22 protein-coding genes are annotated in these 24,893 nt (G+C 71.8%); 8 read left to right on the top strand and 14 right to left on the bottom strand.

From position 1 onward, the window contains the following. Positions 1 to 4 precede the first annotated feature (4 nt). From ACH3VR_RS01040 to ACH3VR_RS01030, 3 genes are all read left to right on the top strand, one after another. Positions 5 to 1,309: an isochorismate synthase gene (locus ACH3VR_RS01040; protein WP_396638892.1), complete on the top strand. Its 1,305-nt coding sequence runs from the start codon at positions 5 to 7 to the stop codon at positions 1,307 to 1,309. A gap of 344 nt (positions 1,310 to 1,653) precedes the next feature. Beyond that, complete coding sequence (locus ACH3VR_RS01035; protein WP_396638891.1) at positions 1,654 to 2,223, top strand: ArsR/SmtB family transcription factor; 570 nt, start codon at positions 1,654 to 1,656, stop codon at positions 2,221 to 2,223. Next, positions 2,220 to 3,434, top strand: coding sequence for an MFS transporter (locus ACH3VR_RS01030; protein ID WP_396638890.1), 1,215 nt, complete (start codon positions 2,220 to 2,222; stop codon positions 3,432 to 3,434). Before ACH3VR_RS01035 ends, ACH3VR_RS01030 begins: the two co-directional genes overlap by 4 nt. Positions 3,435 to 3,542: 108 nt before the next feature. On the opposite strand, the gene ACH3VR_RS01025 is transcribed toward ACH3VR_RS01030, so the two are convergent. The 4 genes from ACH3VR_RS01025 to ACH3VR_RS01010 all read right to left on the bottom strand — a co-directional run bounded on the left by ACH3VR_RS01025 (position 3,543) and on the right by ACH3VR_RS01010 (position 6,698). Beyond that, the gene (locus ACH3VR_RS01025; protein WP_396638889.1) at positions 3,543 to 4,358 is read right to left on the bottom strand and encodes an ABC transporter permease; all 816 of its coding nucleotides are present in this window, start codon (positions 4,356 to 4,358) and stop codon (positions 3,543 to 3,545) included. After that, positions 4,355 to 5,377 (bottom strand): ABC transporter ATP-binding protein, encoded by a 1,023-nt coding sequence (locus ACH3VR_RS01020; protein ID WP_396638888.1) that lies wholly within the window; start codon positions 5,375 to 5,377, stop codon positions 4,355 to 4,357. The genes ACH3VR_RS01025 and ACH3VR_RS01020 overlap by 4 nt, the downstream gene beginning before the upstream one ends. 74 nt (positions 5,378 to 5,451) lie before the next feature. Further along, positions 5,452 to 6,351: a permease prefix domain 1-containing protein gene (locus ACH3VR_RS01015; protein WP_396638887.1), complete on the bottom strand. Its 900-nt coding sequence runs from the start codon at positions 6,349 to 6,351 to the stop codon at positions 5,452 to 5,454. Further along, positions 6,348 to 6,698 carry a PadR family transcriptional regulator gene (locus ACH3VR_RS01010; RefSeq protein ID WP_396638886.1) on the bottom strand — a complete coding sequence of 117 codons (351 nt, stop codon included), beginning with the start codon at positions 6,696 to 6,698 and terminating at the stop codon, positions 6,348 to 6,350. Before ACH3VR_RS01010 ends, ACH3VR_RS01015 begins: the two co-directional genes overlap by 4 nt. Positions 6,699 to 6,778: 80 nt before the next feature. Between ACH3VR_RS01010 and ACH3VR_RS01005 the strand changes: the two genes are divergently transcribed. Beyond that, positions 6,779 to 7,537, top strand: a complete 759-nt coding sequence (locus tag ACH3VR_RS01005; RefSeq protein WP_396638885.1) for a class I SAM-dependent methyltransferase — start codon at positions 6,779 to 6,781, stop codon at positions 7,535 to 7,537. A 5-nt stretch (positions 7,538 to 7,542) separates the two neighbouring features. On the opposite strand, the gene ACH3VR_RS01000 is transcribed toward ACH3VR_RS01005, so the two are convergent. The 3 genes from ACH3VR_RS01000 to ACH3VR_RS00990 all read right to left on the bottom strand — a co-directional run bounded on the left by ACH3VR_RS01000 (position 7,543) and on the right by ACH3VR_RS00990 (position 10,907). Next, positions 7,543 to 8,406 (bottom strand): PPK2 family polyphosphate kinase, encoded by an 864-nt coding sequence (locus ACH3VR_RS01000; RefSeq protein WP_396638884.1) that lies wholly within the window; start codon positions 8,404 to 8,406, stop codon positions 7,543 to 7,545. A 162-nt stretch (positions 8,407 to 8,568) separates the two neighbouring features. Further along, positions 8,569 to 10,392 (bottom strand): 2-succinyl-5-enolpyruvyl-6-hydroxy-3-cyclohexene-1-carboxylic-acid synthase, encoded by a 1,824-nt coding sequence (gene menD / locus ACH3VR_RS00995; RefSeq protein WP_396639634.1) that lies wholly within the window; start codon positions 10,390 to 10,392, stop codon positions 8,569 to 8,571. 38 nt (positions 10,393 to 10,430) lie between these two features. Then, positions 10,431 to 10,907 (bottom strand): PLD nuclease N-terminal domain-containing protein, encoded by a 477-nt coding sequence (locus ACH3VR_RS00990; RefSeq protein ID WP_396638883.1) that lies wholly within the window; start codon positions 10,905 to 10,907, stop codon positions 10,431 to 10,433. Positions 10,908 to 10,995: 88 nt separating this feature from the next. Between ACH3VR_RS00990 and ACH3VR_RS00985 the strand changes: the two genes are divergently transcribed. Beyond that, complete coding sequence (locus tag ACH3VR_RS00985; RefSeq protein ID WP_396638882.1) at positions 10,996 to 11,283, top strand: DUF4229 domain-containing protein; 288 nt, start codon at positions 10,996 to 10,998, stop codon at positions 11,281 to 11,283. Positions 11,284 to 11,424: 141 nt separating this feature from the next. Here ACH3VR_RS00985 and ACH3VR_RS00980 read toward each other — a convergent pair whose 3' ends face one another. Beyond that, a complete protein-coding gene (locus tag ACH3VR_RS00980; RefSeq protein ID WP_396638881.1) occupies positions 11,425 to 12,405 on the bottom strand; it encodes a 1,4-dihydroxy-2-naphthoate polyprenyltransferase in 981 nt (326 codons plus the stop codon). Between the two features lie 82 nt (positions 12,406 to 12,487). Here ACH3VR_RS00980 and ACH3VR_RS00975 point away from each other — a divergent pair, with 82 nt between their 5' ends. Beyond that, a complete protein-coding gene (locus ACH3VR_RS00975) occupies positions 12,488 to 12,880 on the top strand; it encodes a VOC family protein (protein ID WP_396638880.1) in 393 nt (130 codons plus the stop codon). Between the two features lie 151 nt (positions 12,881 to 13,031). On the opposite strand, the gene ACH3VR_RS00970 is transcribed toward ACH3VR_RS00975, so the two are convergent. Beyond that, complete coding sequence (locus tag ACH3VR_RS00970; RefSeq protein WP_396638879.1) at positions 13,032 to 14,186, bottom strand: AMP-binding protein; 1,155 nt, start codon at positions 14,184 to 14,186, stop codon at positions 13,032 to 13,034. 73 nt (positions 14,187 to 14,259) lie between these two features. Next, positions 14,260 to 15,159, bottom strand: coding sequence for a 1,4-dihydroxy-2-naphthoyl-CoA synthase (locus ACH3VR_RS00965; RefSeq protein WP_396638878.1), 900 nt, complete (start codon positions 15,157 to 15,159; stop codon positions 14,260 to 14,262). An 80-nt stretch (positions 15,160 to 15,239) separates the two neighbouring features. On the opposite strand from ACH3VR_RS00965, the gene ACH3VR_RS00960 reads away from it, so the two are divergent. Both ACH3VR_RS00960 and ACH3VR_RS00955 read left to right on the top strand, forming a co-directional pair. Continuing rightward, positions 15,240 to 15,770, top strand: coding sequence for a hypothetical protein (locus ACH3VR_RS00960; RefSeq protein ID WP_396638877.1), 531 nt, complete (start codon positions 15,240 to 15,242; stop codon positions 15,768 to 15,770). Continuing rightward, positions 15,767 to 18,739, top strand: a complete 2,973-nt coding sequence (locus tag ACH3VR_RS00955; protein ID WP_396638876.1) for an ATP-binding cassette domain-containing protein — start codon at positions 15,767 to 15,769, stop codon at positions 18,737 to 18,739. Before ACH3VR_RS00960 ends, ACH3VR_RS00955 begins: the two co-directional genes overlap by 4 nt. A gap of 48 nt (positions 18,740 to 18,787) precedes the next feature. On the opposite strand, the gene metH is transcribed toward ACH3VR_RS00955, so the two are convergent. From metH to ACH3VR_RS00935, 4 genes are all read right to left on the bottom strand, one after another. Further along, positions 18,788 to 22,411 carry a methionine synthase gene (metH, locus tag ACH3VR_RS00950; RefSeq protein WP_396638875.1) on the bottom strand — a complete coding sequence of 1,208 codons (3,624 nt, stop codon included), beginning with the start codon at positions 22,409 to 22,411 and terminating at the stop codon, positions 18,788 to 18,790. 145 nt (positions 22,412 to 22,556) lie between these two features. Then, complete coding sequence (locus ACH3VR_RS00945; protein ID WP_396638874.1) at positions 22,557 to 23,357, bottom strand: LLM class F420-dependent oxidoreductase; 801 nt, start codon at positions 23,355 to 23,357, stop codon at positions 22,557 to 22,559. A 214-nt stretch (positions 23,358 to 23,571) separates the two neighbouring features. Further along, complete coding sequence (locus tag ACH3VR_RS00940) at positions 23,572 to 24,525, bottom strand: permease prefix domain 1-containing protein (protein WP_396638873.1); 954 nt, start codon at positions 24,523 to 24,525, stop codon at positions 23,572 to 23,574. Then, positions 24,522 to 24,863, bottom strand: coding sequence for a PadR family transcriptional regulator (locus ACH3VR_RS00935; protein ID WP_396638872.1), 342 nt, complete (start codon positions 24,861 to 24,863; stop codon positions 24,522 to 24,524). The genes ACH3VR_RS00940 and ACH3VR_RS00935 overlap by 4 nt, the downstream gene beginning before the upstream one ends. Positions 24,864 to 24,893: the final 30 nt, after the last annotated feature.

The raw sequence follows: 24,893 nt of genomic DNA, 5'->3' as shown, positions 1-24,893 counted from the left end.
AGACGTGATCGACCCGTCCCGCCCGCCGCGACTGGTGGTCGAGACCCGGGAGGTCGATCCCGACCGCGACCTCCTGGCGTTCGCCGACCCGCGCTCGCCCCTCGCGTGGCTGCGCCGCGGCGACGGTGTCGTCGGGATCGGCGCGACGGTGGCCGGATACGAGGCCGGAGGCACCGGCACGCCGGGTCTCGAGGGCGCCGGCGACGACCGCTCCCCCGCCGACGCGTGGCGCACCATCGCCGCGGAAGCCGAGATCGACGATCCGCTCGGGCTCCCCGGCACAGGGCTCGTCGGGTTCGGCGCTCTCGCCTTCGATCCACGCTCGCGCTCCACGAGCCGTCTCCTCGTGCCCCAGGCCATCGTCGGCCGGCACGGCGGCCGCGCGTGGGTCACCCGCATCCGCTCGACGGTCGCGCACCTCGACGAGCCGGCCGTCCAGCCCCTCGGCTACGGCCCCTACTGGTCGGCGACGCTCGGACCCGGCGCCCTGAACCCCGCCGGATATCAGGCCGCCGTTCGGCTCGCCCTCGACGCGATCGGCCAGGGCGAGGTCGGCAAGGTCGTGATCGCGCGCGACCTCGTCGGCACGGTCCCGGCCGGCGCAGACCTCCGCCGCCTCGTCCGCGCGCTCTCGACGGGATACCCCGACACGTGGACGTTCGCCGTCGACGGACTCATCGGCGCGAGCCCCGAAACGCTCGTCACGGTGTCGGACGGAGCCGTCACGGCCCGGGTGCTCGCCGGGACGTTCCCGCGCGGAACCGACGCCGGGGGGGATGTCGAGGCATCCGTCGCCCTCGCCCACAGCGCGAAAGACCTCGACGAGCACCGCTACGCCGTGCAGAGCGTGCTCGACGCGCTCGGTCCGCACACGACGGAGCTGCGCGCCGACGAGGAGCCGTTCGCGCTCGAGCTGCCGAACCTCTGGCACCTGGCGACCGATGTCGCCGGCACATTGGCGGATCACGCCTCCGCCCTCGACCTCGTCGCGGCGCTGCACCCCACGGCCGCGGTCGCCGGAACGCCGACGGATGCCGCGATCGAGCTGATCCGCCGCCTCGAGCCCTTCGACCGCGGGCGCTACGCGGGCCCCGTCGGCTGGGTCGACGGGAACGGCAACGGCGAATGGGCGATCGCGCTGCGCTGCGCGCAGATCGGCGCCGCGCCGAGCAGCCGCTACGCCGAGTACAGCGACACGATCCCCGTCGTCGCGCACGCCGGCGCCGGGATCGTCGCCGGGAGCGACCCCGAGACCGAGCTGCTCGAGACCCGCGTGAAATTCCGGCCGATCGTCGACGCGCTGGCCTGAGCTCAGCGTCTGACGCGCTTCAGGCCTTTCCGGTCGCTGAGCCTGTCGAAGCGTCGAGACTGAGCGCGCGAGGAACTCCTCCGACGCACCTCGCGGGTGCGGGCTCGACCCCTCGACAAGCTCGGGGACCGGGTCAGACATCCCTCGCGGGTGCGGGCCCGACCCCTCGACAAGCTCGGGGACCGGGTCAGACATCCCTCGCGGGTGCGGGCTCGACCCCTCGACAAGCTCGGGGACCGGGTCAGACATCCCTCGCGGGTGCGGGCTCGACCCCTCGACAAGCTCGGGGACCGGATTTCGCAAGAAGTATTGCACAACAGTTCTTGCGAAACTACCATGGCGGCATGAGCGAGCGTCGCGTCATCCACGTCGAAGACCCGTCGGCACTCCGCGCCATCGCACATCCGCTGCGGCTCAAGATCATCGGAATGCTGCGCTCGGAGGGGCCACTGACGGTCGGGACCCTCGGCGAGCGCCTGGACGCGGCATCCGGCTCCATCAGCTACCACCTCGCGACGCTCGAGCGTCACGGGTTCGTGGAGAAGGCGCCCGAACTCGGCCGCGACGGACGCGAGCGGTGGTGGCGCGCATCGGCGGACTACACGACCATCGACGCGATGGAGCTGCAGGGCGACCCCGCCACCCGCGAGGCCGGTCTCGCGCTGCGCCGCACCATCGTCCAGGGGTACGCCGCCGAGACGATCGCGTACCTCGACGGCGAGGCCGACCTGGACCCGGAGTGGATCGAGGCCTCGACGCAGAGCGACGATCTGCTCTGGCTCACCGCCGACGAGCTCCGCCGGCTCAGTGCGGAGCTCGACGAGGTCGTGAGGCGCTGGCACGACCACAGCGACCGCGACCGCGAAGGCGCGCGTCCGGTGCGCGCCATCTACTCGGCGTTCCTGCGGCCATGAGCACCCGGGTAGCGGTCCGGCGCACGCCGCTCGTCGCGCTGCTCGCGGCCGACGGCGTCTCGCGCCTGGGCAACGCCATCACGACAGTGGCCATCCCGCTCGTCGCACTCGACATCGCCCACACACCCCTCGCCGCGGCCGCGGCGGGCATCGCGGCGACGCTGCCGCTCGTGATCGGCGGGGTCGTCGGTGGGTTCGTCGTCGACCGGCTCGGGTTCCGGCGGGCGAGCATCGTGGCGGATGCCGCGAGCGGCGCGACCGTGCTCGCCGTGCCGGTGCTCTGGGCCCTCGACGCGCTGCCCCTCTGGGCGCTCCTCGTGCTCGTGCTGCTCTCGAACCTGCTCGACGCACCGGGGGCCGCGGCCCGGTCGAGCCAACTGCCCGAGCTCGCCGAGCTCGCGGGCGTCGGGCTCCCCCGCGCCGCCGCCGCACAGGCGACCGTCGCGCGGACGGCGGTGATGCTCGGCGCAGCCGTGGCGGGCCTGCTCGTCGCGACCGTCGGCGCGGCACCCGCCATGATCGTCAACGGCGTCGCCTTCGCCGTCGCGATCCTGCTGACGCTGCTGTTCGTTCCGCGCATCGCGCTTCCCGAGCACGACCCCGAGCAGGCGGGAGGATGGCGCGACCTCACCGCCGGCATCCGCTTCCTGTGGAGCACTCCCCTCGTGCGCGCGGTCGTGCTGATGGTCGTGATCACGAACGCGATCGACGTCGCGGGGTACACGGTGCTCAAGCCGCTCTACGCGCAGGGGCTGGGGAACGACGGCGCCGCGCTGGGCATCATGATCGCGTGCATGTCGGGCGGAGCCCTCCTGGGTGCGGCCCTCTATGGGATCATCGGCGACCGCGTGCCGCGGCATCCCCTCTTCATCACGCTCTTCCTGCTCGCGGGGGTGCCGCCGTATCTCACGCTCGCGCTGCATCCGCCGTTCGTCGTCGTGGCGATCGTGCTCGTGCTGTCGGGGCTTGCGGCAGGACCGCTGAACCCGCTCATCGACTCGACGCTGTTCCGGCTCATCCCGGTCGGCATCCGCGCGCGCGTACTCGGGGCGATCACCGCGGGGGTGACGGCCGCGATGCCGCTCGGGAGCCTGCTGGCCGGCCTCGGCGTCGACGCGTTCGGCTTGACGGCGACGCTGCTGCTGGCATCCCTGTCCTATGCCGTGGCCGTGCTGTCGCTGGGCTTCGGGAAGCGCTGGAAGGGGTTCTGATTCCTCCCGCGAGCCGATACAGCGCGCGCGAGCCGATACAGCCCTGACCGTTCGTGCCGTATCGGCTCGTCAGAACCGTATCGGCTCGCGAAGAGGAGGCCGGAGCGGTCAGATCGAGCGCTGGTACGCCCGGATCGCACGCACCGACCAGAGGAAGGCGAGGGTGGCGAGCACCGCGAGCCCCGTGACCTGCCACCAGGCGTTCGACGGGTACGAGCCGTCGAGTCCCCCGCGTCCGACCTCGACGGCCCACGTCATGGGGTTCCAGCGCGAGACGTTCTGCACCCACTCGGGCATGAGGTCCTGGGGCATCATCGTCGTCGACAGGAACGTCGCCGGCAGCACGATGAGCTGCGACAGGCTGATGAGCGCGATCTGGTTGCGCGTCGTGAGCGCGATCGCCGTCGACATCGAGCAGAAGATCGTCGCGAGCAGCGTCGCGACGCCGAGCGCGACCGCCATCCCGACGATGCCGCCCGGGTAGCGGGCACCCGCGAGCCAGCCGATGCCGAGCACGACGAGCGACTGCAGCACGTTGACGATGAGCTGCTGCACGAGCTGCCCCGTGATGATCGCGGTGCGCGAGATGGGCGACGTGAGGTACTGGTCCATGACGCCCGAATTGATGTCGTCGATGTAGCCCGTGCCGGCCCACGCTCCCGAATAGAGCACAGTCATCATGAGGATGCCGGGCACAAGGTAGTCGATGTACCCCTCGCCCCCGAACTGCGGCAGGTCGCCGAGCGACGAGAAGACGGCGCCGAAGAGCGCGATCCAGATGATCGGCTGCACGAGCGACATGACGGGGCCCCACGCCTGGCGCCACGTCGAGATGAGCCAGCGCCGCAGCACCTGTCCCGTCTGGGTGAACCAGCCCGAACGGGCCGGTATCTGGGTCTGCAGCGGAACTGCGATGGCGGTCATGCTGCCGCTCCTGTCTGGATGGCGGCGGCCGTGGGCGCATCGCCGAACGTGTGGCCGACGAAGTGCAGGTACACGTCGTCGAGGGTGGGGTGGGATGCCGCGACCTGCCCGAAGCGGATGCCCGCGGCATCCAGCGCGGCGATCACGGCGCCGACGGCGGCCGACGCGTCGTCGGTGCGGGCGGCGAGGACTCCGTCCGTTCCGGATGCCTCGACCACGATGTCGCGCAGGCCTGCGACGCCGGCGACGGCGGCCCGCACGGCGGTCGGGTCGGGCTCGATGAGCGAGACGCGCAGCGAGTCGCCGTGGAGCGCGGCCTTGAGCTCGGCGGGCGTGCCCTGCACGACGGCGCGTCCGCCGTTGATGAGCAGCAGCTCGTCGGCGAGCCGATCGGCCTCCTCCATGTAGTGCGTCGTGAGCACGACCGTCAGCGCCTCCTCGCCCGACAGGCGCCGGATCTCGGCCCACATCGTGGCGCGCGCCTCGGGATCGAGGCCCGTCGTGGGCTCGTCGAGGAACAGCACGCGCGGGCGGTGGACGAGCGCTGCGGCGACGTCGAGGCGACGACGCATGCCGCCGGAGAACGTCGAGACGGGGCGACGGGATGCCTCGGCCAGGCCGAACTCGTCGAGCAGGCGCGCGGCCTGCTTCTTCGCGTCGACGGCGCCGATCCCCCGCAGCCGGGCGGAGATCTCGAGGTTCTCGGTCGCGGTGAGCAGCGGGTCGGTGCTCGACCCCTGCGACACGTAGCCGATCGAGGCGCGGACGGCGTCGGCACCGCGGAGCACGTCGTGTCCGCACACACGGGCTGTGCCGCTCGTGGGCTTCGACAGCGTCGTGAGGATCTTGGTCGTCGTCGACTTCCCGGCCCCGTTCGGGCCGAGCAGGCCGAACACGCGCCCCTCGGGAACGGTGAAGCCGAGTCCGTCGAGGGCGCGGACGGCGGGCTTGCGACCTCGGCCGGAATAGACCTTCCCGAGGTCTTCCGCGACGATCGCGGGTGTCTGGTTTTCGGGCATGGCGGGGCATCCCTTCTTTCTCTCCGAGGGTTGTGGTGGAGGGTTCTTGTCGAGGGCGCGTCGGCGCCGCGGGGTCAGCGTCTGCGGGGCGGGTACATCATCCGCGCCAGGACGAGCATCATCGTCGCGAAGCCCGCGACGAAGGCGAGGAGCGACCAGAGCCATCCGGCGACGAAGAACAGCACGGCCATGACGGCGAACGTGACGATCCAGATGACGGCCGTGTAGATGCCGAAGCGCGCCGCCGTTTCGGGCTCCTCCTCGAAGCGGTTGGGCGGGAAGTCGGCCGCCGCCTGGCGCGTCCAGGCCTTGTGACGGTTGGTCTGGGTCGCGCCGAGCCAGCTGAAGAGCGCGATGGATGCCGCGAGCAGCAGCACCGCGACGACGACGAGCCACAGCGACTCGAGGTCGGTCGCGAAGGCGGCGCCGAGCGCGACGGCCTCGAGCACGCCGAAGGTCGCAAGCCCGAACCCGATCGCGCGGCGGGGCGGGAGCGGGTGGTTGGTGGTCGTCTCCTGCCGGAGCGAGTCGCCGGTCACGAAGCCGAGCAGCACCGAGACGGCGAGGCCGAGGCCGATCAGGGCCGCGAGGCCGACCGGGACGACGCCGAACGCGCCGAGCACGAACAGGACGAAGGCGGTGGCGGCGACGAGGCTCAGGACGACGGTGCGCACGACGAAGCCGGGCTCGGGTCGCACGCGGTGCCGGCCCATCGCCTCGGCCGACGCCCACGGGGTCTTGCGCTGCGCCTCGGCATCGCTCGGAGCAGAGGTCTCCCCCAGCAGCTCGCGCACGTCGCCGAGCTCGGCGATCGCGCGCTGCGCGGCGTCGGCCGGCGCGACGCCGGACGCCTCGAGCTCGTCCACGCGGGCGACGAGGTTGGCGCGCACCTCCTCCTTGAGGTCCTGCGCGTCGGGGGTCATCTCCACGCCGCGGAACGCCTCATCGAGCAGGCGGTGGATGTCGGTGTTCATTGCTGTTCCTTCACGTCGAGGAGCGAGTCGATGATGCGGCGGGTGGCGACCCAGGCGCGGACGTTCTTCGCATAGACCGCGCGACCCGCGTCGGTGATGCGGTAGTACTTGCGCCGGCCGCCCTGCGTCTCGTCGCCCCAGTACGACTCGACGAGTCCGTCCTTCTCGAGACGGCGGTAGGTCGCGTAGAGCGTCGCCTCCTTGATCTCGTAGCCGCCGCCGGTGGCGTCGCGGATCGTCTTGTAGATCTCGAAGCCGTAGCGGTCGCCGCGCCGCAGCACACCGAGCACGATCGTGTCGGTGTGGCCGCGCAGCAGATCGGCCGCGAAGGCATCGTCCTGTGTCATGGCAAGTACTGTATCACATCAAGTACTTGTCGAGACAGAACTTCTTCCGAGTCCGGATGCCGCGCCCTACACTCGCGCGCATGACGTTCGACGTGCCGGCCGAGGCCTACGACGCGTTCATGGGCCGTTACTCGGTGCCGCTCGCCACGGTCTTCGCCGACTTCGCAGCACTGCCCGAGGGCGGCCGCGCTCTCGACGTGGGCTGCGGGACCGGTGCTCTGACGGCGGTGCTCGCCGAGCGATACGGCGAGAGCGAGGTCGCGGCGGTCGATCCGTCATCGAGCTTCGCGACCGCCGTCATGGCGCGCTTCCCCTGGGCCGACGTGCGCCACGGACACGCGGAGCAGCTGCCGTTCGACGACGGCGTCTTCGCTGCGACGCTCGCCGAGCTCGTCGTGCACTTCATGAGCGACCCCGTCGCGGGCCTGCAGGAGATGCGTCGCGTGACACACCCGGGAGGTGTCGTCGCCGTGTGCGTGTGGGACTTCGCCGGCGGACGGGCGCCTCAGTCGCGGTTCTTCCAGGCGCTCCGCGAAACGACCGGCGAGGCCGACGACGAGAGCGACCGGCCGGGCGCCGCGCAGGGGCAGCTCGCGGCTCTCCTCGACACGGCCGGGTGTACCGACGTGACGGAGGGCGAGATCGGCGTCGCCCAGTCGTTCGACGGCTTCGACGACTGGTGGGAGCCGTACACGCTCGGCGTCGCGCCCGCCGGCAGGCAGCTCGCCGCGCTCGACGAATCCACGCGTGTCGCCGTGCGCGAAGCCGCCCGCGCCCTCTTCCCGGCCGGCCCGTTCACGCTGGGCGTGACGGCCTGGGCCGCGCGCGGCCGCGCCTGACCGGATCAGGAGGCGGCGAGGCGGGCCTTCTCGGCCTCGACGTCGTAGGTCGCCGCCGGCCACTGCGGGTCGACGCGCTCGAGCGTCTCGAGCAGCAGCGCCTGCACGGCGAGGCGCGTGTACCACTTGTGGTTCGCGGGGACCACGTACCACGGCGCCCACGGCGTCGACGTGCGCTCGAACGCCACCTGGTAGGCATCCATGTACTTGGGCCACAGCAGGCGCTCGTCGGTGTCGCCCGGGTTGAACTTCCAGTGCTTGTCGGGCCGGTCGAGTCGCCTCATGAGCCGATCACGCTGCTCGTCCGAGGAGATGTGCAGCATGACCTTCAGCACTCGCGTGCCGGTGTCGCTCAGCTTCTTCTCGAAATCGTTGATCGCGCCGTATCGTCGCTCGATCTCGGCGGGTTCCGCGAGACCCCGCACGCGGGCGATGAGCACGTCCTCGTACTGCGACCGGTCGAACACCCCGATGTAGCCGGGCTGAGGCACGCGCTTCTCGATGCGCCAGAGGAAGTCGTGCGAGAGCTCGGCCTTCGTCGGCTTCTTGAAGGCGGTGAGCGTGATGCCCTGCGGGTCGACCGAACCCACGACGTGGCGGAGGATCCCGCCCTTGCCCGCCGAGTCCATCGCCTGCAGCACGAGGAGCACAGCCGCATTGCTGGCCTCGGTGCGGCTCTCGGCGTAGAGCCGCTCCTGCAGCTCGTCGAGCTCAGCGGCGCCGTCGTCGAGGTCTTCCTGCCCGTCCTTCTTGCCGCCCTCGTAGCCCGGCGTCGACGACGGGTCGACGTCGGCGAGCCGGAAGCCCTCCCCCACACGCAGCAGCTCGGAGGGGTCTCCCGTCCAGTTCTTCTGACTCTTCGCCGTCATGCCCTCATCTTGGCCGAGCAGACGGCTGCGGCACGAGAGGTTGCGCGTCGCGTCTTTCTGGTTCAGGATGCCGCGGGCCAGCGCGGCAGCGGCCGGGTCGGCGCGGCAGCGACCGGGTCAGCGCGGCAGCGGCCCCCGCTCAGCGCGGCAGCTTCCCCCGGCTCAGCGCGGCAGCGGCACTTCGATGAGCTGGCGGCCCGCGACCGGGGAGGTGAGGGCCTGATCGAGTTCGCTGCGGGTCGTCGCCAGCGTGTAGTGCCAGCCGTACGCGGCGGCCAGCTGCTCGAGCCCGACGGTGTGCGGCGTGTACAGCACACGGTCCATCGCGGCCCGCTCGGCGACGCCGGCCACCTCGAGGCCGTCGAAGATCGTTCCGCCGCCGTCGTTGCCCACGACGACCTGCAGCCTCGGCTCGCGCTCGCCGGGCGACAGGAGCAGCGCCCCGACGTCATGCAGGAAGGCGAGGTCGCCGAGCAGCACGCGCGTCACGCCGGGACGCCCCGTGGACTGACTGGCCAGCGCGATGCCGAAAGCCGTCGCGAGCGTGCCGTCGATCCCGGCGAGGCCGCGGTTGGCGTGGACGGGCACCTTCTTGCCGCCGAGCACGGTGTCGGCGACCCGGACGAGCCGCGACGACCCGAAGACGAGGCGGTCGTGCGGCCAGGTCGCGCGCCACACGGCGTCGACGACGGTCTCGCGGTCGAGAGAGGCGCGGATCGCGGCGAGCTCGGCCGAGATCGCGCCGAGTCGCTCGCTCGGCACGGCCGAGGAGAGGGCGTCGACATCGGGCGCTGCGGGCGAGAGATCGACGGATGCCTCGCGCGACGCCCGCAGCCACAGCCCGAGCCACTCGCGGTCGGGGTCACCGGCGGCCACGGCGACGGCGTCGAGCGGGATCGTGGCGCCGTTGAGGTTGAGGGGCTCGCCGGGCCCGCGGAGTGCGAGCACCTCGACGTCGGGATCGGACAGGAGCGCCGCCGTCTCGCGGCTGAGCGTGGGGTGGCCGAGCACGATGACGCGCTCGATGCGTCCGCCGAGCGCGGGGTCGGCGAGGAGGGCCCGGTAGCCGTGCACGAGGTTGCGCCCGAAGCGCGCGCCGCTGACGACCTCGGCGATGAGCGGCCAGCCGCCCTCGTGCGCGAGCGCCTCGGCATCGGCGCCGGCATCGGCACCCGCGAGCACGACCGTGCGGGGTCCGCGCGGAAGCAGGTGCGGGCGATCCTCGGGCTCGATCGGCACATCGGACTCGCCGATGCCGCCGCCGCCCTGGTACAGAGCACCCGACGGCTCGTCCGGCTCCTCGACGGCGAGCGGAGCCGCGTCGGGGTCTTCGTCGGGCTCGACCGAGAGTTCGGCGACGGGCACCATGAGCCACGACGGCAGGTCGCCCGCGAGGGGCTCGCGGAACGGAAGGTTGAGGTGCACGGGGCCCGGCGAGCGCGTGCCGGCGCCGAGCGCGGCGGCGACCGCCTGCTCGGCCACGTCGCGCAGCATGAGGCTCTGCTCTCCCCCTCCTTCGGGGTCGGTCGTCTCCGGCACGGGGAGGTCGGCCTCCCAGCGCACGCTCGGCGCGAACATGCCGGGCTGCCTCGTGGTCTGGTTGGCGCCGACGCCGCGCAGCTCGGGCGGCCGATCGGCGGTGAGCAGCAGCAGCGGGACGCCGGCGTGGTGCGCCTCCAGCGATGCCGGCAGGAGGTTGGCGGCGGCGGTGCCCGACGTGCAGATCACGGCCGCAGGCATCCGGGATTCGCGTCCGATGCCGAGGGCGGTGAAGCCGGCGACCCGCTCGTCGAGCCGCACATGCAGCGCGAGGGCGCCGCGCGCCTCGAGCTCGGCGGCCACGAGGGCGAGAGCCTGCGAGCGGGAGCCGGGGCTCAGGACGACGTGGCGCACACCCTGTTCGACGAGAGCGCCGAGCAGGGCCGCGGCGGCATCGGTTGCCGGAGACGGAAGGTGACGCTCGTCGGCGACGGGCTCGTCGTGGATCGCGGCGGCGCGCTCGCCGCCCGCTTCGGGATCCACGCTCAGCCGGCTACGCCGCGCTGACCGCGGGTGTCGTCGTCGTCGGGACTCGTGCGCCCCTTGGGCTCGGCGGGAGTGCCGGGGGTCGCCGCCTCTTCGGGCTTCGCGGGTCCAGGCGATCCGGTCGCAGGCGGCGCCGAAAGACGATTCCACTTCGGGTCGTCATCTTCGGCGTCGAGCTGCGCGAGCTCCTCTTCGAGCTTGCGGATGCGCTCGTCCTGGTCGCTCATCGTGCCGATGCGGCCGAGGAACTCGAGGTCGTCGTCAGGAGCGCTGTGCGTGCCCGCCGCGTTGGCGCGGGACCGGCCGAGGACCAGCCACATGACGCCGCCGATCACGGGGAGCAGGACGACGAGCAGGATCCAGATGGGCTTGCTGACGCCGCGGTGCCGGATAGCGGGCTGGACGGCGCAGTCGACGATGGTGAAGACCCAGAAGGCGACCGCCGCCAGGGCCAGAATGAGCAGCACCCTCGTCACAGCTCCATCCTAGGCGCGCGCGCTGGAGATGGCCTGGGCGTGACCGAACGGTGACCGGTGAGAGTCCTGACCGAATTACGATGATGTGGTGAAAGCCCGCTCCGCCATTCTCTATACGGTGCTGCGGCTCCTCGCGTTCATCGTGCCGTTCGCGATCCTCATGCTCTTCCCGGTCTTCCAGGAGTTGTACTGGCTCGCGGCGATCTTCGCCGCCCTCATCGGGCTGAGCCTCTCGCTGCTGTTCCTGCGCCGCCCCCTCGACGACGTCTCGACAGGCCTCTCCTACCGCCGCGAGCGCCGCAGGAAGGCCGATCGCGTGAGCGATGAGGACATCGAGGATGCCGCGGCCGACGCCGCGGGCGACGAAGACCGCTGACCCACCCTGGGCTCGTCGAATCGTCGCACCGAGGCTCCGCGGGAACCCCGGCCTCGACCCCTCGACAAGCTCGGGGACCCACCCGGAGCCGGTCGCTGAGCTTGTCGAAGCGTCGTAGCCGCACCCGCGAGGAGCGCTGGGTCAGCCGATGAAGGCCCAGAAGAGGAACGCGCCGTAGGCGATCGACGTCAGCGACGTCAGCGCGAGCGCGACGAGCAGCTCCTTCGGGAGCCGGTACGTCCAGACGATGAGGATCGCCGGAAGCGCGGCGAGGAGCGCGAGCAGCGTCAGCCATGCGATCGGGTAGAACAGCGCGATGAACACCGCGATGCCGAAGGCGAGCACGATGAAGATCGTGAAGAGCCACTGCGTCGCGCGGCGGCCGATGAGCACCGTGAGCGTGCGCTTGCGGGCTGCGCGGTCCTGGTCGATGTCGCGGAGGTTGTTGGCCAGCAGCACGCCGCACGCGAGCAGGCCCGCTCCCACGGCGCCGAGCCACGCCTCCTGCGTGACCGTGAACGCCTGCACGTACGTCGTACCCGCCGTCGCGACGAGACCGAAGAAGACGAAGACGAACAGCTCGCCGAGTCCGTAGTAGCCGTAAGGGCGCTTGCCGCCCGTGTAGAACCACGCCGCGACGATGCAGGCGGCGCCGACCAGCAGCATCCACCACTGCTGTGTGCGGATGACGATCGCGAGGCCCGCGAGGGCGGCAATGGCGAAGAACGCGAACGCGACGAGCAGCACGGTGCGGGGCTTGGCCTTGCGCGACGCCGTCAGCCGGGCGGGGCCGACGCGGTGGTCGTCGGTGCCGCGCACACCGTCGCTGTAGTCGTTCGCGTAGTTGACGCCGATCTGCAGGCTCACCGACACGACGAGGCAGAACAGGGCGATGACCCAGTGGAACTGCACGTCGACGAGGTGCGCGGCTCCCGTGCCGATGAGGATCGGCGTGACCGCGAGGGGAAGCGTGCGCAGGCGCGCGGCGCCGATCCAGTCACGCGCGGTCGCCTTCTCGATGTGACGAGGGTCGCGCGATTCGCCGGGCTTCTGCGGATTTCCGCGCGCGGACTGCTTCTTGGACGCGGGGCGCTTGCGGTTCTTGCTGGGGGTGCCTGCCACGAGGGGACATCATAGATCCCCCATCCATGAGCGCCGCGCAAGGGCCTGGGCGCGGCATCCCGGGTTCATCCATGATGGCGGCATGCTGATCGTGGGAACCGTCGTGCTGACCGTCGAAGACATCGCGCGCGCGGGCGCCTTCTGGCGCGGCGCGCTCGGGTATGTGAACCGTCGCGAGCCGAGCGACGACTGGGTGGTGCTCGACCCGCCCGACAAGGCCGACCAGTTCGCGCCGGGCGCGAGCATCGCGCTGTCGGTGACGGGGTACCCGCAGCACTATCCGCCCCGGATCCACTTCGACCTCTACGCCGAAGACCAGGCCGCCGAGGTGAAGCGCCTGCTCGGCCTCGGGGCGCGCGAGGTCGATTGGGACAAGTACCCCGACGACGCCGATTGGATCGTCCTGGAGGACACCGAGGGCAACCGCTTCTGCGTCGTCGACAAGTCCGAACAGGGCACGCGGCCCGGGAACTGACCCCGGCGATTCGGGTCGAGGCCTCGCGTGTGAATCGAGGCCTCGGGTTCGGGTCGAGCCGTCCGGCGCCTTGATCCAGACCCCAAGGCTCGACCGACGCCCCGCGGCTCGACCGACACCCCGGGACTCGACCGACGCCCCGGGACTCGACTCAGTGCAGCGACGCGACGGCGCGGCGGATCGCCTCGCGGTCGGGCTTGCCCGAGGGCAGGGTCGCGAGCTCGTCGACGAGCACGAGCCGCGCAGGGCGCGCATGCGCGCCGATCTCGGCGGCCACGGCGGCCCGTGCCTCTTCGAGCTGCACCGACTCCGAGCGGCGCAGGGCCTCACCACGCGAGGCGACGACGACGGATGCCTCGCCCCACCGCTCATCGGGGACCCCGATCACGACGGCACCCGACAGGCCCGGCACCGATCGCACGATGCGCTCGACGCGGTCGAGGGAGATGTTGATGCCACCCGACACGATGACGTTGTCGATGCGACCCTTGACGCGCAGCACCCCGTCTTCGAGCAGCCCCGCGTCGCCCGTGCGGTACCACCGGCGGCCTGCGCGGTCGGCGCGGAACGCGGCATCCGTCATCTCCGGCTGCCCGAGGTAGCCGTCGGCGAGCGTGGGCCCGGACAGTTGCACCTCGCCGTCGACGATGCGGATGCCGACACCGTCGAGCGGTCGCCCGTCGTAGACGCAGCCGCCGCTCGTCTCAGTCGACCCGTAGGTGCGGACGATGCGGGCACCGGCGGCCTGGGCGCGCTCGAGCACGACGGGAGGGAGCGCTTGACCCCCGACGAGGATGGCCTCGAACGAGCGGAGCGCCGCCGCGACGGAGCGATCCTCCTCGGCGGCCTCGAGCAGCCGTGACAGCTGCGCCGGCACGAGCGACGTGTAGGTCGGCACCCGCACGCCGTGCATGCTCGACGCCATCGTGAGCGCGGCGGCGGTGAACGACTGCGGGGTGAAGGACCCGCTGACGATGGCGGGCTCACGGTCGGCGACGATGGCGCGCACGAGCACCTGCAGGCCCGCGACGTAGCTCGCCGGGAGGGCGAGCAGCCACGCCCCCTCGCCGATGCGCGCGAAGGTCGCGAGCGCGCTCGCGGTGAGGGCGTCGCGGCTCAGGATGACGCTCTTCGGCACGCCCGTCGACCCCGACGTCGTCACGACGACGGCGGTGCCCGCGCGGACCGTGCCGGGGACGGCGCTGACCATGCCGAGCCCGAGGGCGGGTCCGGCGCCGTGGATCGCCGAGCGCAGCCCACGGAGGATGTCGCGCGGGTCGTCGCCGTCGACGGGCTCGAGCTTCATCCTGCCGCCGCCTGCGCCCGGGAGGTCATGCCCGCGCCTGCGCGGCGTGACATTCGCGAGCTCTCGCGGGGAATCAGTACTGCCATGGGTACGGGGCCCAATCGGGCTCGCGCTTCTCGAGGAACGCATCGCGGCCCTCGACGGCCTCGTCGGTGCCGTAGGCGAGGCGCGTCGCCTCGCCGGCGAACACCTGCTGGCCGACGAGCCCGTCGTCGACGGCGTTGAAGGCGTACTTGAGCATGCGGACCGCGGTCGGGCTCTTCGTGAGGATCGTCCGGGCCATCGCAACGGCGTCGCGCTCGAGATCGGCGTGCGGCACGACGCGGTTGACGGCACCCATCTCGTACGCGCGCTGCGCCGAGTACTCCTCGGCGAGGAAGAAGACCTCGCGCGCGAACTTCTGCCCGATCTGCCGGGCGAAGTACGCCGAGCCGTAGCCCGCGTCGAAGCTGCCCACGTCGGCGTCGGTCTGCTTGAAGCGGCCGTGCTCGGCGCTCGCGATCGTCAGGTCGCACACGACGTGCAGCGAGTGCCCGCCACCTGCGGCCCAGCCCGGCACGACGGCGATGACGACCTTGGGCATGAAGCGGATGAGGCGCTGCACCTCGAGGATGTGCAGTCGCCCGGCCCGAGCCGGATCCGTGACCGCATCGGTGTCCGAGTACTTGTAGCCGTCGCGGCCGCGGATGCGCTGATCACCGCCCGAGCAGAACGCCCAGCCGCCGTCCTTCGGGCTCGGGCCGTTGCCCGTGAGCAGCACGACGCCGATCTTCGGGTCCTGCCGCGCCTGGTCGAGCGCCCGGTACAGCTCGTCGACGGTGTGCGGGCGGAAGGCGTTGCGCACCTCGGGGCGGTCGAAGGCGATGCGGGCGATGCGTCCGTCGGTCGACACGTGCGCCGTGATGTCGGTGTATCCCTCGGCGCCGGGGGCCGGCCGCCACTCCGCCTCGTCGAACAGCTCGGAAACGCTCACCGCGCCAGCCTACGGCGAGCCGGTCGCGGCCGGGCGTCACAAGGCAGGCGCTCGACCGGACAGGACCCTAGCCTGGAGGGGTGACCTCACCGCTTCGCATCTTCGCCGCCAGCTCTGCCGCCGCCGTCCTCCTGCTCGCCCTCGCCGCGTGCTCGCAGACCCCGACCGAGTCGGCGTCGCCTTCCGCCGCGTCGAGCGGGTGCGCGGGCGTCACGGTCGTCGTGGACGCCAGCGCCCTCGACCTCGCCGATGACCCGTCGACCTCGACGTGCGTCGCGACCGACAAGACCATCGCCGCGACCGACGCGCTCGCCGAGGCCCACGTCACGACCGCAGGGACGACGCAGTACGGCGATCAGGTCGTGTGCCGCGTCAACGGCGTGCCCGCGGAGGACCAGGCTCTGAAGAACCCCGACGGCAGCGACTACTTCGAGAAGTGCGAGGGGATGCCGGCCGCGTTCGCGTACTGGTCGATGTGGGTGCAGCCGTCGGGCGGCGAGTGGGAATACGCCCAGGAGGGCCTCTCGACCCTCCAGCTGAAGCCGGGCGAGGGCCTCGCCCTGCTGTTCACCCTCAACGGCCTGCCCGCCTCCCCCACCGCGACACCGTGACTCTCAGACCCGGACCCCTGCGTGCCGCCGCGGCTCTCGCGGCGACGTTCGTGGCGGTCCGGGTCGTCTATCGCGTCCTCTTCCACGGCGCCGACGGGTCGGGAGCCCTGCTGCTCGACCTGCCATCGGTGCGGCTGCCTCCGCCGTTCGCGCACGTCGTGCTGTTCGGTCCCGTCACGACGGGAGGATTGTGGGATGCCGCGGCCAGCGCCTTCCCGATCGCGCTGACGATCCTCGCCTTCGGCGTCGTGAACGCGCTCGTCGATCTGCCGAGGCTGTTCGTGCGCGGCGCCCGACGCGGCCCGTTGAGCGGCGTCGCCCGGGCGGTCGCGATCGCGTGGGCGACGCTCCCGTCGCTGGCCGACGCGTCGCGGTCGGTGCGGTTCGCGCAGCGGCTCCGCGGCGAGCGAGGCGGGGTGCGGCTGCTCGCACCGCTCCTGCAGCGCACGCTGGAGCGGGCCGCAGGCGTCGCCGCGGCGCTCGAGCTGCGCGGACTCGCGGGACGGGCGCTCGACGGCGACTGCTTCGCACCCGTCTCGACGAAGGACGTCGCCGTGGGCTTCGGACCCGCCCTGCAGGTGGGGACCCTCGCGCTGGGCACGGGCTCCCTGACGCTCATCTCCGGGCCGACCGGCTCCGGCAAGTCGACGCTGCTCCGCGCGATCGCCGGCCTGCACACGCACGTCGACGGCGGCTGGATGACGGGCCGGATGCTCGTCGCCGGCCACGCGCGGGAGGCGGCGCCGCCGCGCGACCTGTCGCGGCTCGTCGGGTTCGTGCCGCAGCATCCCCGCGAGGCGTTCGCGACGGAGCTCGTGCGCGACGAGATCGGACTCGCCCTCGAGCTGCGCGGCGTCGCTCGCGTGATCGTCGCGGCGCGCGTTGCCGAGGTGGCCTCCCGGGTCGGCATCTCGGCGCTCCTCGACCGCCCCACGCGCGGGCTGTCGGCCGGCGAGGCGACGCTCGTCGCGATCGCGGCGGCGATCGTGGAGCAGCCGATCCTGCTGCTGGTCGACGAGCCGCTCGCCGACCTCGACACCGCTGCGCGCCTGCGCATCGCGGGGCTCCTCGACGCCCTGGCCCACGAGGCCGGCCTCTGCGTCGTCGTGGCCGAGCATCGCGTCGAGGCGCTCGCCAGCGTCGCCGACGTGCGGCTGCGGATCGTGGACGGCGAGGTGAGCGAGGGGCTCGGCGCGCCGCTGCCGATGCGCGGCCGGGTGCGGCGTGAGCCTCGCACCGATGGCCCGATCGTCCTGCTGGCGTCCGGCGTCACGGTGCAGCACCGCGGAGTCGTCGCCGTCGACGGCGCGAGCCTCGACCTGCGCGCCGGCGAGTTCGTCGCCCTCACAGGGCCCAACGGTGCAGGAAAGTCGAGCCTGCTCGCCGCGCTGGCCGTGCCGGGCTCCGCGGCGCGTGTCGAGGCCTCGGGACGCGTCGCCCTCGTGCCGGACGCCTCCGACGACCTCTTCGTCGCCGACACCGTGGCGGCGGAGTGCGCTCGAGCCGACCGCCGTGCGCGCGAGCCCGGCGCGACCGCATCGCGCTTCGCCCGGTTCCTCGGCCTCGAACCGGACAGTGCGGAGTTCGCGGCACGCCTGGCGCGGCATCCCCGCGACCTCTCGGCGGGCGAGCGGCGCTGCCTGGCCCTCGCGATCCAGCTCGCCGGTTCGCCTGCCGCGCTTCTCGTCGACGAGCCGACGCGCGGCCTCGACCCCGCGGCGCGGGAGCTGGTGTGGTCGGCCCTGACGTCGCTCGCCGATCACGGCGCCGCCGTGCTCGTCGCCTCGCACGAGCCCGAGATCGCGGCGGGTGCCGACCGGATCGTGTCGATGCGCTCGGGCGTGCTGTCCGCCGCGGCGGCAAGCCCCGCCGCGGCCGCTCCCGACGGCGCGGCCGCTCCCGACGCCGCAGCTGCTCCCGGCGCCGCCGTCGCTCCCGGCGCAGTCGCTCCCGGCGCAGTCGCTCCCGGCGCCGCCGTCGCTCCCGGCGCAGTCGCTCCCGACGCTCCTGTCGTCCAGAGCCCGTGCTGTGACCGAGCGCCCACGGAATGCACGTGCGCACCACAGGCTCTCGGCGAGAACACGGGCTATGGACAGCAAGAGACGCGCCCGATCCCGTCGGCGAGCGTGCCCTCGCCGCGGCGCCGCCGCGTCCCCGCGCTGGTCGCGCTCGTCGTGGCAAACGTCGTCGCGCTGACCGCGTTCTGCTGGCCGCTCGTCGCGAGCGCCGTGCCGGCGGAGGCCCAGGCCGCCGTGCCCGTCGCCGCGCTCGCACTCGCACCGCTCGCCGCCATCGTCGTCGTCGCGACGCTCGACGGCACGGTGCGGTCGGCGCACTTCCTCGCGCTGCTCGGCACGCTCGCCGCGATCGGCGCCGCCGTGCGCATCGCGAGCACGGGCGTCGGCGGAGTCGAGGCCGTGTTCATCCTGCTCATCCTCGCGGGGCGCGCGTTCGGCGCCCGGTTCGGGATGCTGCTGGGCATGGCCACGATCGCCCTCTCGACGCTCGTGACGGGAACGTTCGGACCGTGGACGCCGTTCCAGATGTTCGCGTGCGCGTGGGTCGGGGCCGGCGCAGGGCTCCTGCCCCGAGGCCTGTCGCGGCGCGCGGAACTCGCGATGCTGAGCGTCTACGGCGTGCTCGCGTCGTACGCGTTCGGGCTCGTCATGAACTTCTGGTACTGGCCGTTCGCGGTCGGCTTCGGCACGGACATCTCCTACGTCGCCGGCGGCCCGATCACGCTGAACCTGTCGAACTTCCTGCTGTACTCGCTCGTCACCTCGACGCTCAGCTGGGACACCCTCCGCGCCATCACGACGGTCGTCGGCATCGTGGTCATCGGCGGGCCCGTGCTGAGTGCGCTGCGCCGCGCGAAGCCGCTCCGCGCTGCGGCATCCATCCCTCCTCGGCGCCTTGCCGGAACAGGAGCATCCGCGACGACAGGACGTTCCCACGCCGAATCGGCTTGACTCGGCCGAACCTCCTGTTCTGGAGGGGATGCCTTGCGGCGGCGCCGGTCAGACCGAGAAGTACTTCGCCTCGGGGTGGTGGAAGACGAAGGCGTCGGTCGACTGCTCCGGGTGCAGCTGCAGCTCCTCGCTCAGCTCGACGCCCATGCGCTCGGGGCGCAGCAGCTCGACGACCTTGCGGCGGTCCTCCATGTCGGGGCACGCGGGGTAGCCGAGCGAGAAGCGCGCGCCGCGGTATTCGAGCTTGAACAGGCCCGCGGTGTCGGTCGGATCCTCGTCGGCGAAGCCGAGCTCGGAGCGGATGCGGGCGTGCCAGAACTCGGCGAGCGCCTCCGTCAGCTGCATCACGAGGCCGTTGAGCTCGTAGTAGTCGCGGTAGTGGTTGCCGGCGAAGAGCTCGGCCGTCACGGAGTCGATGTGGGCGCCGGCCGTCACGAGCTGGATCGGCAGGACGTCGACCTGCCCCGACTCGCGCGAGCGGACGAAGTCGGACAGGCACAGGTGCCGGTCGCGCCGCTGCCGCGGGAACGTGAAGCGCAGCCGCTCGGCGCCCACCTCGCCCGAGCCGCCGTCAGGGGCGAGCAGACCGGGCACGCCGAGCACGCCGGCAGGGTCGTCGCCGTGGTTCAGCACGACGAGGTCGTCGCCCTCGGACACGACCGGGAAGTAGCCGTACGCGATCGACGGGTCGAGCATGCCCTCGCCGAGGATGCGGTCGAGCCAGTAGCGCAGCCGCGGCCGGCCCTCGAGCTCGACGAGCTCCTCATAGGTCTTGCCGCCCTCGCCGCGTCCGGGCTTGAGACCCCACTGACCCATGAAGGTCGCGCGCTCGTCGAGGAACGCGGCGTAGTCGGCGAGCGCGACGCCGCGCACGATGCGCGTGCCCCAGAAGGGCGGTGCGGGTACGGGATTGTCGGATGCCACGTCCGAGCGCGCCGGCATCGCCTCGGGCTCGGTCAGCTGGAGCTTCGAATGCTTGTGATGGTGGCGCTTCTTCAGCGGCGGGAGGCCCACCTCGTCCACCGAGGCGCCCCGCGCGATCTTGACCAGCGGTTCCATGAGCGCAAGGCCTTCGAACGCGTCGCGGGCGTAGCGCACCTCGCCGTCGAACAGCGAGGCGAGGTCGTCTTCGACGTAGGCGCGCGTCAGGGCGGCGCCGCCGAGGATGACGGGCCACTTGGTGCCGAGACCCCGTGACCGCAGCTCCTCGAGGTTCTCCTTCATGACGACCGTCGATTTCACGAGCAGGCCCGACATGCCGATGACGTCGGCCTTGTGCTCCTCCGCCGCCGCGATGATGTCGGCGATCGGCTGTTTGATGCCGAGGTTGACGACGTCGTAGCCGTTGTTCGTGAGGATGATGTCGACGAGGTTCTTGCCGATGTCGTGCACATCGCCGCGGACGGTCGCCAGCACGATGCGGCCCTTGCCCGAGGCATCCGCCTTCTCCATGTACGGCTCGAGCAGGGCGACCGCCGTCTTCATCACCTCGGCGGACTGCAGCACGAACGGCAGCTGCATCTCGCCCGAGCCGAAGCGCTCGCCGACGACCTTCATGCCCTCGAGGAGGTGCACGTTGATGATGTCGAGGGCGGAAAGGCCCCCCTCGCGGGCGAGGTCGAGGTCGGCCTCGAGCCCCTTCGCCTCGCCGTCGATGATGCGCCGCTCGAGGCGCTCGCCCACCGGGAGCGCCGCCAGCTCGGCGGCGCGCTGGTCGCGCAGGGCCGCCGTGTCGACGCCCGCGAACAGGTCGAGCATCGTCGAGAGCGGGTCGTACGTCACGGCGCCGTCGGCGTCGTATTCGCGGCGGTCCCACACGAGGTCGAGAGCCACCTTGCGCTGCTCTTCGGGCACCGAGGCGAGCGGCACGATCTTGGCGGCGTCGATGATGCCGGAGTCCAGGCCCGCCTCTGCCGCCTCGTGCAGGAACACCGAGTTGAGCACCATGCGGGCAGCGGGATTGAGGCCGAACGACACGTTCGAGACACCGAGCGTCGTGTGGATGCCGGGATACTTCGCGTTGATCGCCCGGATCGCCTCGATCGTCTCGATCGCGTCACGGCGCGTCTCCTCCTGACCCGTCGCGATCGGGAAGGTGAGGCAGTCGACGATGATGTCCGAGACGCTCAGGCCCCACTCCCCGACGAGGGAGTCGATGAGGCGCGACGCGATGCGCACCTTGCCCTCGGTCGTGCGCGCCTGCCCGTGCTCGTCGATCGTGAGCGCGACGACGGCGGTGCCGTGCTCCTTGACGAGCGGCATGATGCGGCCGAAGCGCGATCTCGGGCCGTCGCCGTCTTCGTAGTTGACGGAGTTGACGACGGGCCGCCCGCCGATGAGCTCGAGCCCCGCCGCGATGACGGCGGGCTCCGTCGAGTCGATGACGAGCGGAAGAGTGGATGCCGAAGCGAAGCGCGACACGATCTCGCGCACGTCGGCGACGCCGTCCCGGCCCACGTAGTCGACGCACACGTCGAGCAGGTGCGCGCCGACGCGGATCTGGTTGCGGGCGATCTCGACGCAGTCGTCCCAGCGCTCCTCGAGCATCGCCTCGCGGAAGGCCTTCGAGCCGTTGGCGTTGGTGCGCTCGCCGATGGCGAGGTACGAGGCATCCTGATCGAAGGACACGTGCTGATACAGGGATGCCACACCCGGCTCCGCGACGGGCTGACGCGCGTCCGCGAGCGCGAGCGGCCGGAGCCGGTCGACGACGGCCTTCAGGTGCTCGGGGGTCGTGCCGCAGCATCCACCGACCAGGCCCAGCCCGAACTCGCGCACGAACTGCTCGTGCGCGTGTGCCAGCTCGTCGGGGGTCAGGGGGTAATGCGCGCCGTCGGCTGTGAGGATCGGCAGGCCCGCGTTGGGCATGCACGCGACGGGCACGGGCGAGTGCTTCGACAGGTGCCGGAGGTGCTCGCTCATCTCGGCGGGGCCGGTGGCGCAGTTGAGGCCGATCGCATCGACGCCGAGCGGCGCGAGGGCCGTGAGCGCCGCGCCGATCTCCGAGCCCATGAGCATCGTGCCGGTCGTCTCGACGGTGACCTCGACGAAGATCGGCAGCCGGGTGCCGCGGGCCACGATCGCCTGGCGGCATCCGTTGATCGCGGCCTTGGTCTGCAGGAGGTCCTGGCTCGTCTCCACCAGGAACGCGTCGGCGCCGCCGTCGATGAGGCCCTCGGCCTGCTCGGCGAAGGTCTGCTTGAGGTTGTCGTAGGTGGTGTGTCCGAGGCTCGGGAGCTTCGTGCCCGGGCCGATCGACCCGAGCACCCAGCGCATCCGTCCATCGGCGGCTTCGGCGGCCTCGACGCGCTCGCGCGCGATGCGGGCGCCGGCTTCGGCGAGCTCGGCGATGCGGTCCTCGATGCCGTAGTCGCCGAGGTTCGACCAGTTCGCGCCGAACGTGTTCGTCTCGACGGCGTCGATGCCGACAGCGAGGTAGTCGTCGTGGATCGCCGCGATCATGTCGGGGCGCGACACGTTGAGGATCTCGTTGCAGCCCTCGAGCTGCTGGTAGTCGTCGAGCGTGGGCTCGTACCGCTGCAGCATCGTGCCCATCGCGCCGTCGGCGATGACGACGCGCGTGGTGACGGCGTCGAGCAGCGCCTGCGCCCGCGCCGGGCGCGGCACGCCCTCGATGTCGAGGGCGAAGCGCGGGGCGGGGGCGGTGCTCATCCGAGCGATTTTACCGACGGTGGCGCGGGCCACCCCTTTTCATGACGCCCCGCGACCGCGGGCACGCTGAGCCTCCACGGGACTGCCGAGAACGCGGGTGGCACCCGCGCTCTGGGCAGTCCGGTGGAGGCTCACGGGTTGGGGGTCACGCGTTCTTGGCGTCGCGCCAGCGCAGCCACGCCCGCACGCGGTCGTAGTCGTAGTCGGGGCCGCCGAAGCCCAACGTGTACAGGCGCACGCCCGCGTCGTAGAGCTTGTCGGCGAATGCCTCGTCGCGGCGCTGGAGCTCGTTCGAGACGACGAGATCGGACGTGTCGCGCCCCTCCTGCTCGGCCCAGCGCTCGATGACCTCGAGCTTGGCGGGGAGGTGGTCGGGTCCGACGAAGCTGTGCCAGATGTCGGCGTGACGCGCGACGAGGCGCAGCGTCTTCTGCTCGCCCGAACCGCCGATGAGGATCGGGATGCGGCGGGTGGGCGCCGGGTTGAGCTTGTCCCAACGCCTTGTGATGCGGGCGAGCCCGTCGGCGAGGTCGTTCAGCCGCGTGCCGGGCGTGCCGAACTCGTAGCCGTACTCGTCGTAGTCGCGCTCGAACCAGCCGGCGCCCGTGCCGAAGATGAAGCGGCCCGCACCCCCGTTCTTCGCCGACATGTGGTCGATCGTGCGGGCCATGTCGGCCTGCAGGTCGGGGTTGCGGTAGCTGTTGCAGTTGACGAGCGCGCCGAACTCCACCCGCTCGGTCTGCTCGGCCCACGCGCCCAGCATCGTCCACGACTCGAAGTGCAGCCCGTCGCGGTCTCCCGACAGCGGGTAGAAGTGGTCCCAGTTGAACAGGATGTCGACGCCGAGGTCTTCCAGGCGGAGCACGGCGTCGCGGAGCTGCGGATAGGTCACGTGCTGCGGCTGGAGCTGGACGCCGAGCCGGACCGGGGTGTCGAGGAGAGGCATGCGGCTCAGCCTAAGGCGGGCGCGGGATGCCTCGGGTCGGACGCGAGACCTCGGCCTGTGGCGGGGCGGGTCCGCCGAATCGGCGGGTTCGGGGCGGACTCCAGCGACGACACGCCTCCGGCCGCGGCGTGTCGAACCCCAGACGCGCCCCAAACCCATCGGAGGCGGACACCTTGGGGACCCGAGCCGTGTTGCCGAGACCTCGGCGGCCCAGTCAGCGGGCGCGGCGGGCCTTGAGGAAGGCGTCGATCGAGCTCCAGATGGCGACGCCCCCGATGACGAAGCCGAGGATGATTCCCAGGATGCCGGCGACTTCGGCGGCATCCTCGGGGATGACGGTCGGGAAGAAGTCAGGGTTGACGAGCCGACCGCCGGCCAGCAGCCACAGCGCGGCGACCGCGAACACGACGTTGATCACGGCGTTGCCGGCCGCGAGGCCCATCGTCCAGCGTCCGCGAGCGTGGACCGTGACCGCGAGGATCGCCTCGAGCGCCATGACGACGAACAGGGCAGCGATCCACCAGGGCCAGAGGCCCGGATCGAGGAACGGCAGGCGTTCGCCGCCGCCGACCGGCCAGCCGACGAAGTGGTCCCACAGCACGGCGCCCACGCCGATCGCGAGGAACACGAGCGAAGCGATCATGTCGCCGAAGCCGGCACCCGAGGCCTTCGGCTCGGGGAGGCGATCGGGCGTCCAGGGCGCCGGGTCCATCGTCTCGTGGCCCGTCCGCTCGAGGATCACGAAGACGAGCGTCACCCAGAACGCCACGTGGACGATGACGGCGATGACGACGCCCACGACCGACCCGACGATCTCGCCGAAGCTCGCGCCGGCGAGCGTCTGACCGAGCGCGACGCCGAACGCCGCGCACACCGGGACGATGGCCCAGAGCAGCTTGAGCAACCGCCACCAGTCGAGGTAGTAGCGCGGGCCCACGAGCCACAGCGGGCGCTCGAGGTAGCCGGCCGCGAGCTTGTCGGGGTCGCCGAGTTCGATGAGCACTTCGCGCTCGGCCGATTGGGCGGGCTCCCCCGCCTCGATACGGGCGTCGATCTGATCGGCGATCGAGCCGCGCAGCTCGGCCGCGAGGTCGGCCCGCTGCTTCTCGGGAACGCCGCGCATCGCGGCGTCGACGTAGCGGTCGGTGAGGGTCGAGGTGGAGGTCATGACGGGTCCTTCGCGGGGAGTGCGTCGATCGCGGCGGCGATCGCGCGGAAGTCGGTGGTGAGGGCGGCGGCCAGGCGGGCTCCCGCGGTGCTCGTGCGGTAGAACTTGCGGGGCCGGGCCTCGTCGGTGTTCCACTCGCTCACGAGATGCCCCTGCTTCTCCAGACGGCGCAGCAGGGGGTACAGGGTGTTGGCGTCGGTGTCGAACCCGCGTGCGTCGAGCTCTTCGAGGAGGCCGTAGCCGTAGCCGGGCTGCTCGAGGAGGCGCAGGCACGCCAGGACGACGGTGCCGCGACGCAGCTCCTGGAGGTGCGTCTCGAGTGCTTCGGTCTCGGTCATGAATCACACTGTACTGTGTGTCACACACTA

Source organism: Microbacterium alkaliflavum, assembly GCF_044325405.1.
Taxonomy (GTDB): domain Bacteria; phylum Actinomycetota; class Actinomycetes; order Actinomycetales; family Microbacteriaceae; genus Microbacterium; species Microbacterium alkaliflavum.
Note: the sequence above shows the minus strand (reverse complement) of the source record. Positions and strands in the feature narration are given on the sequence as shown.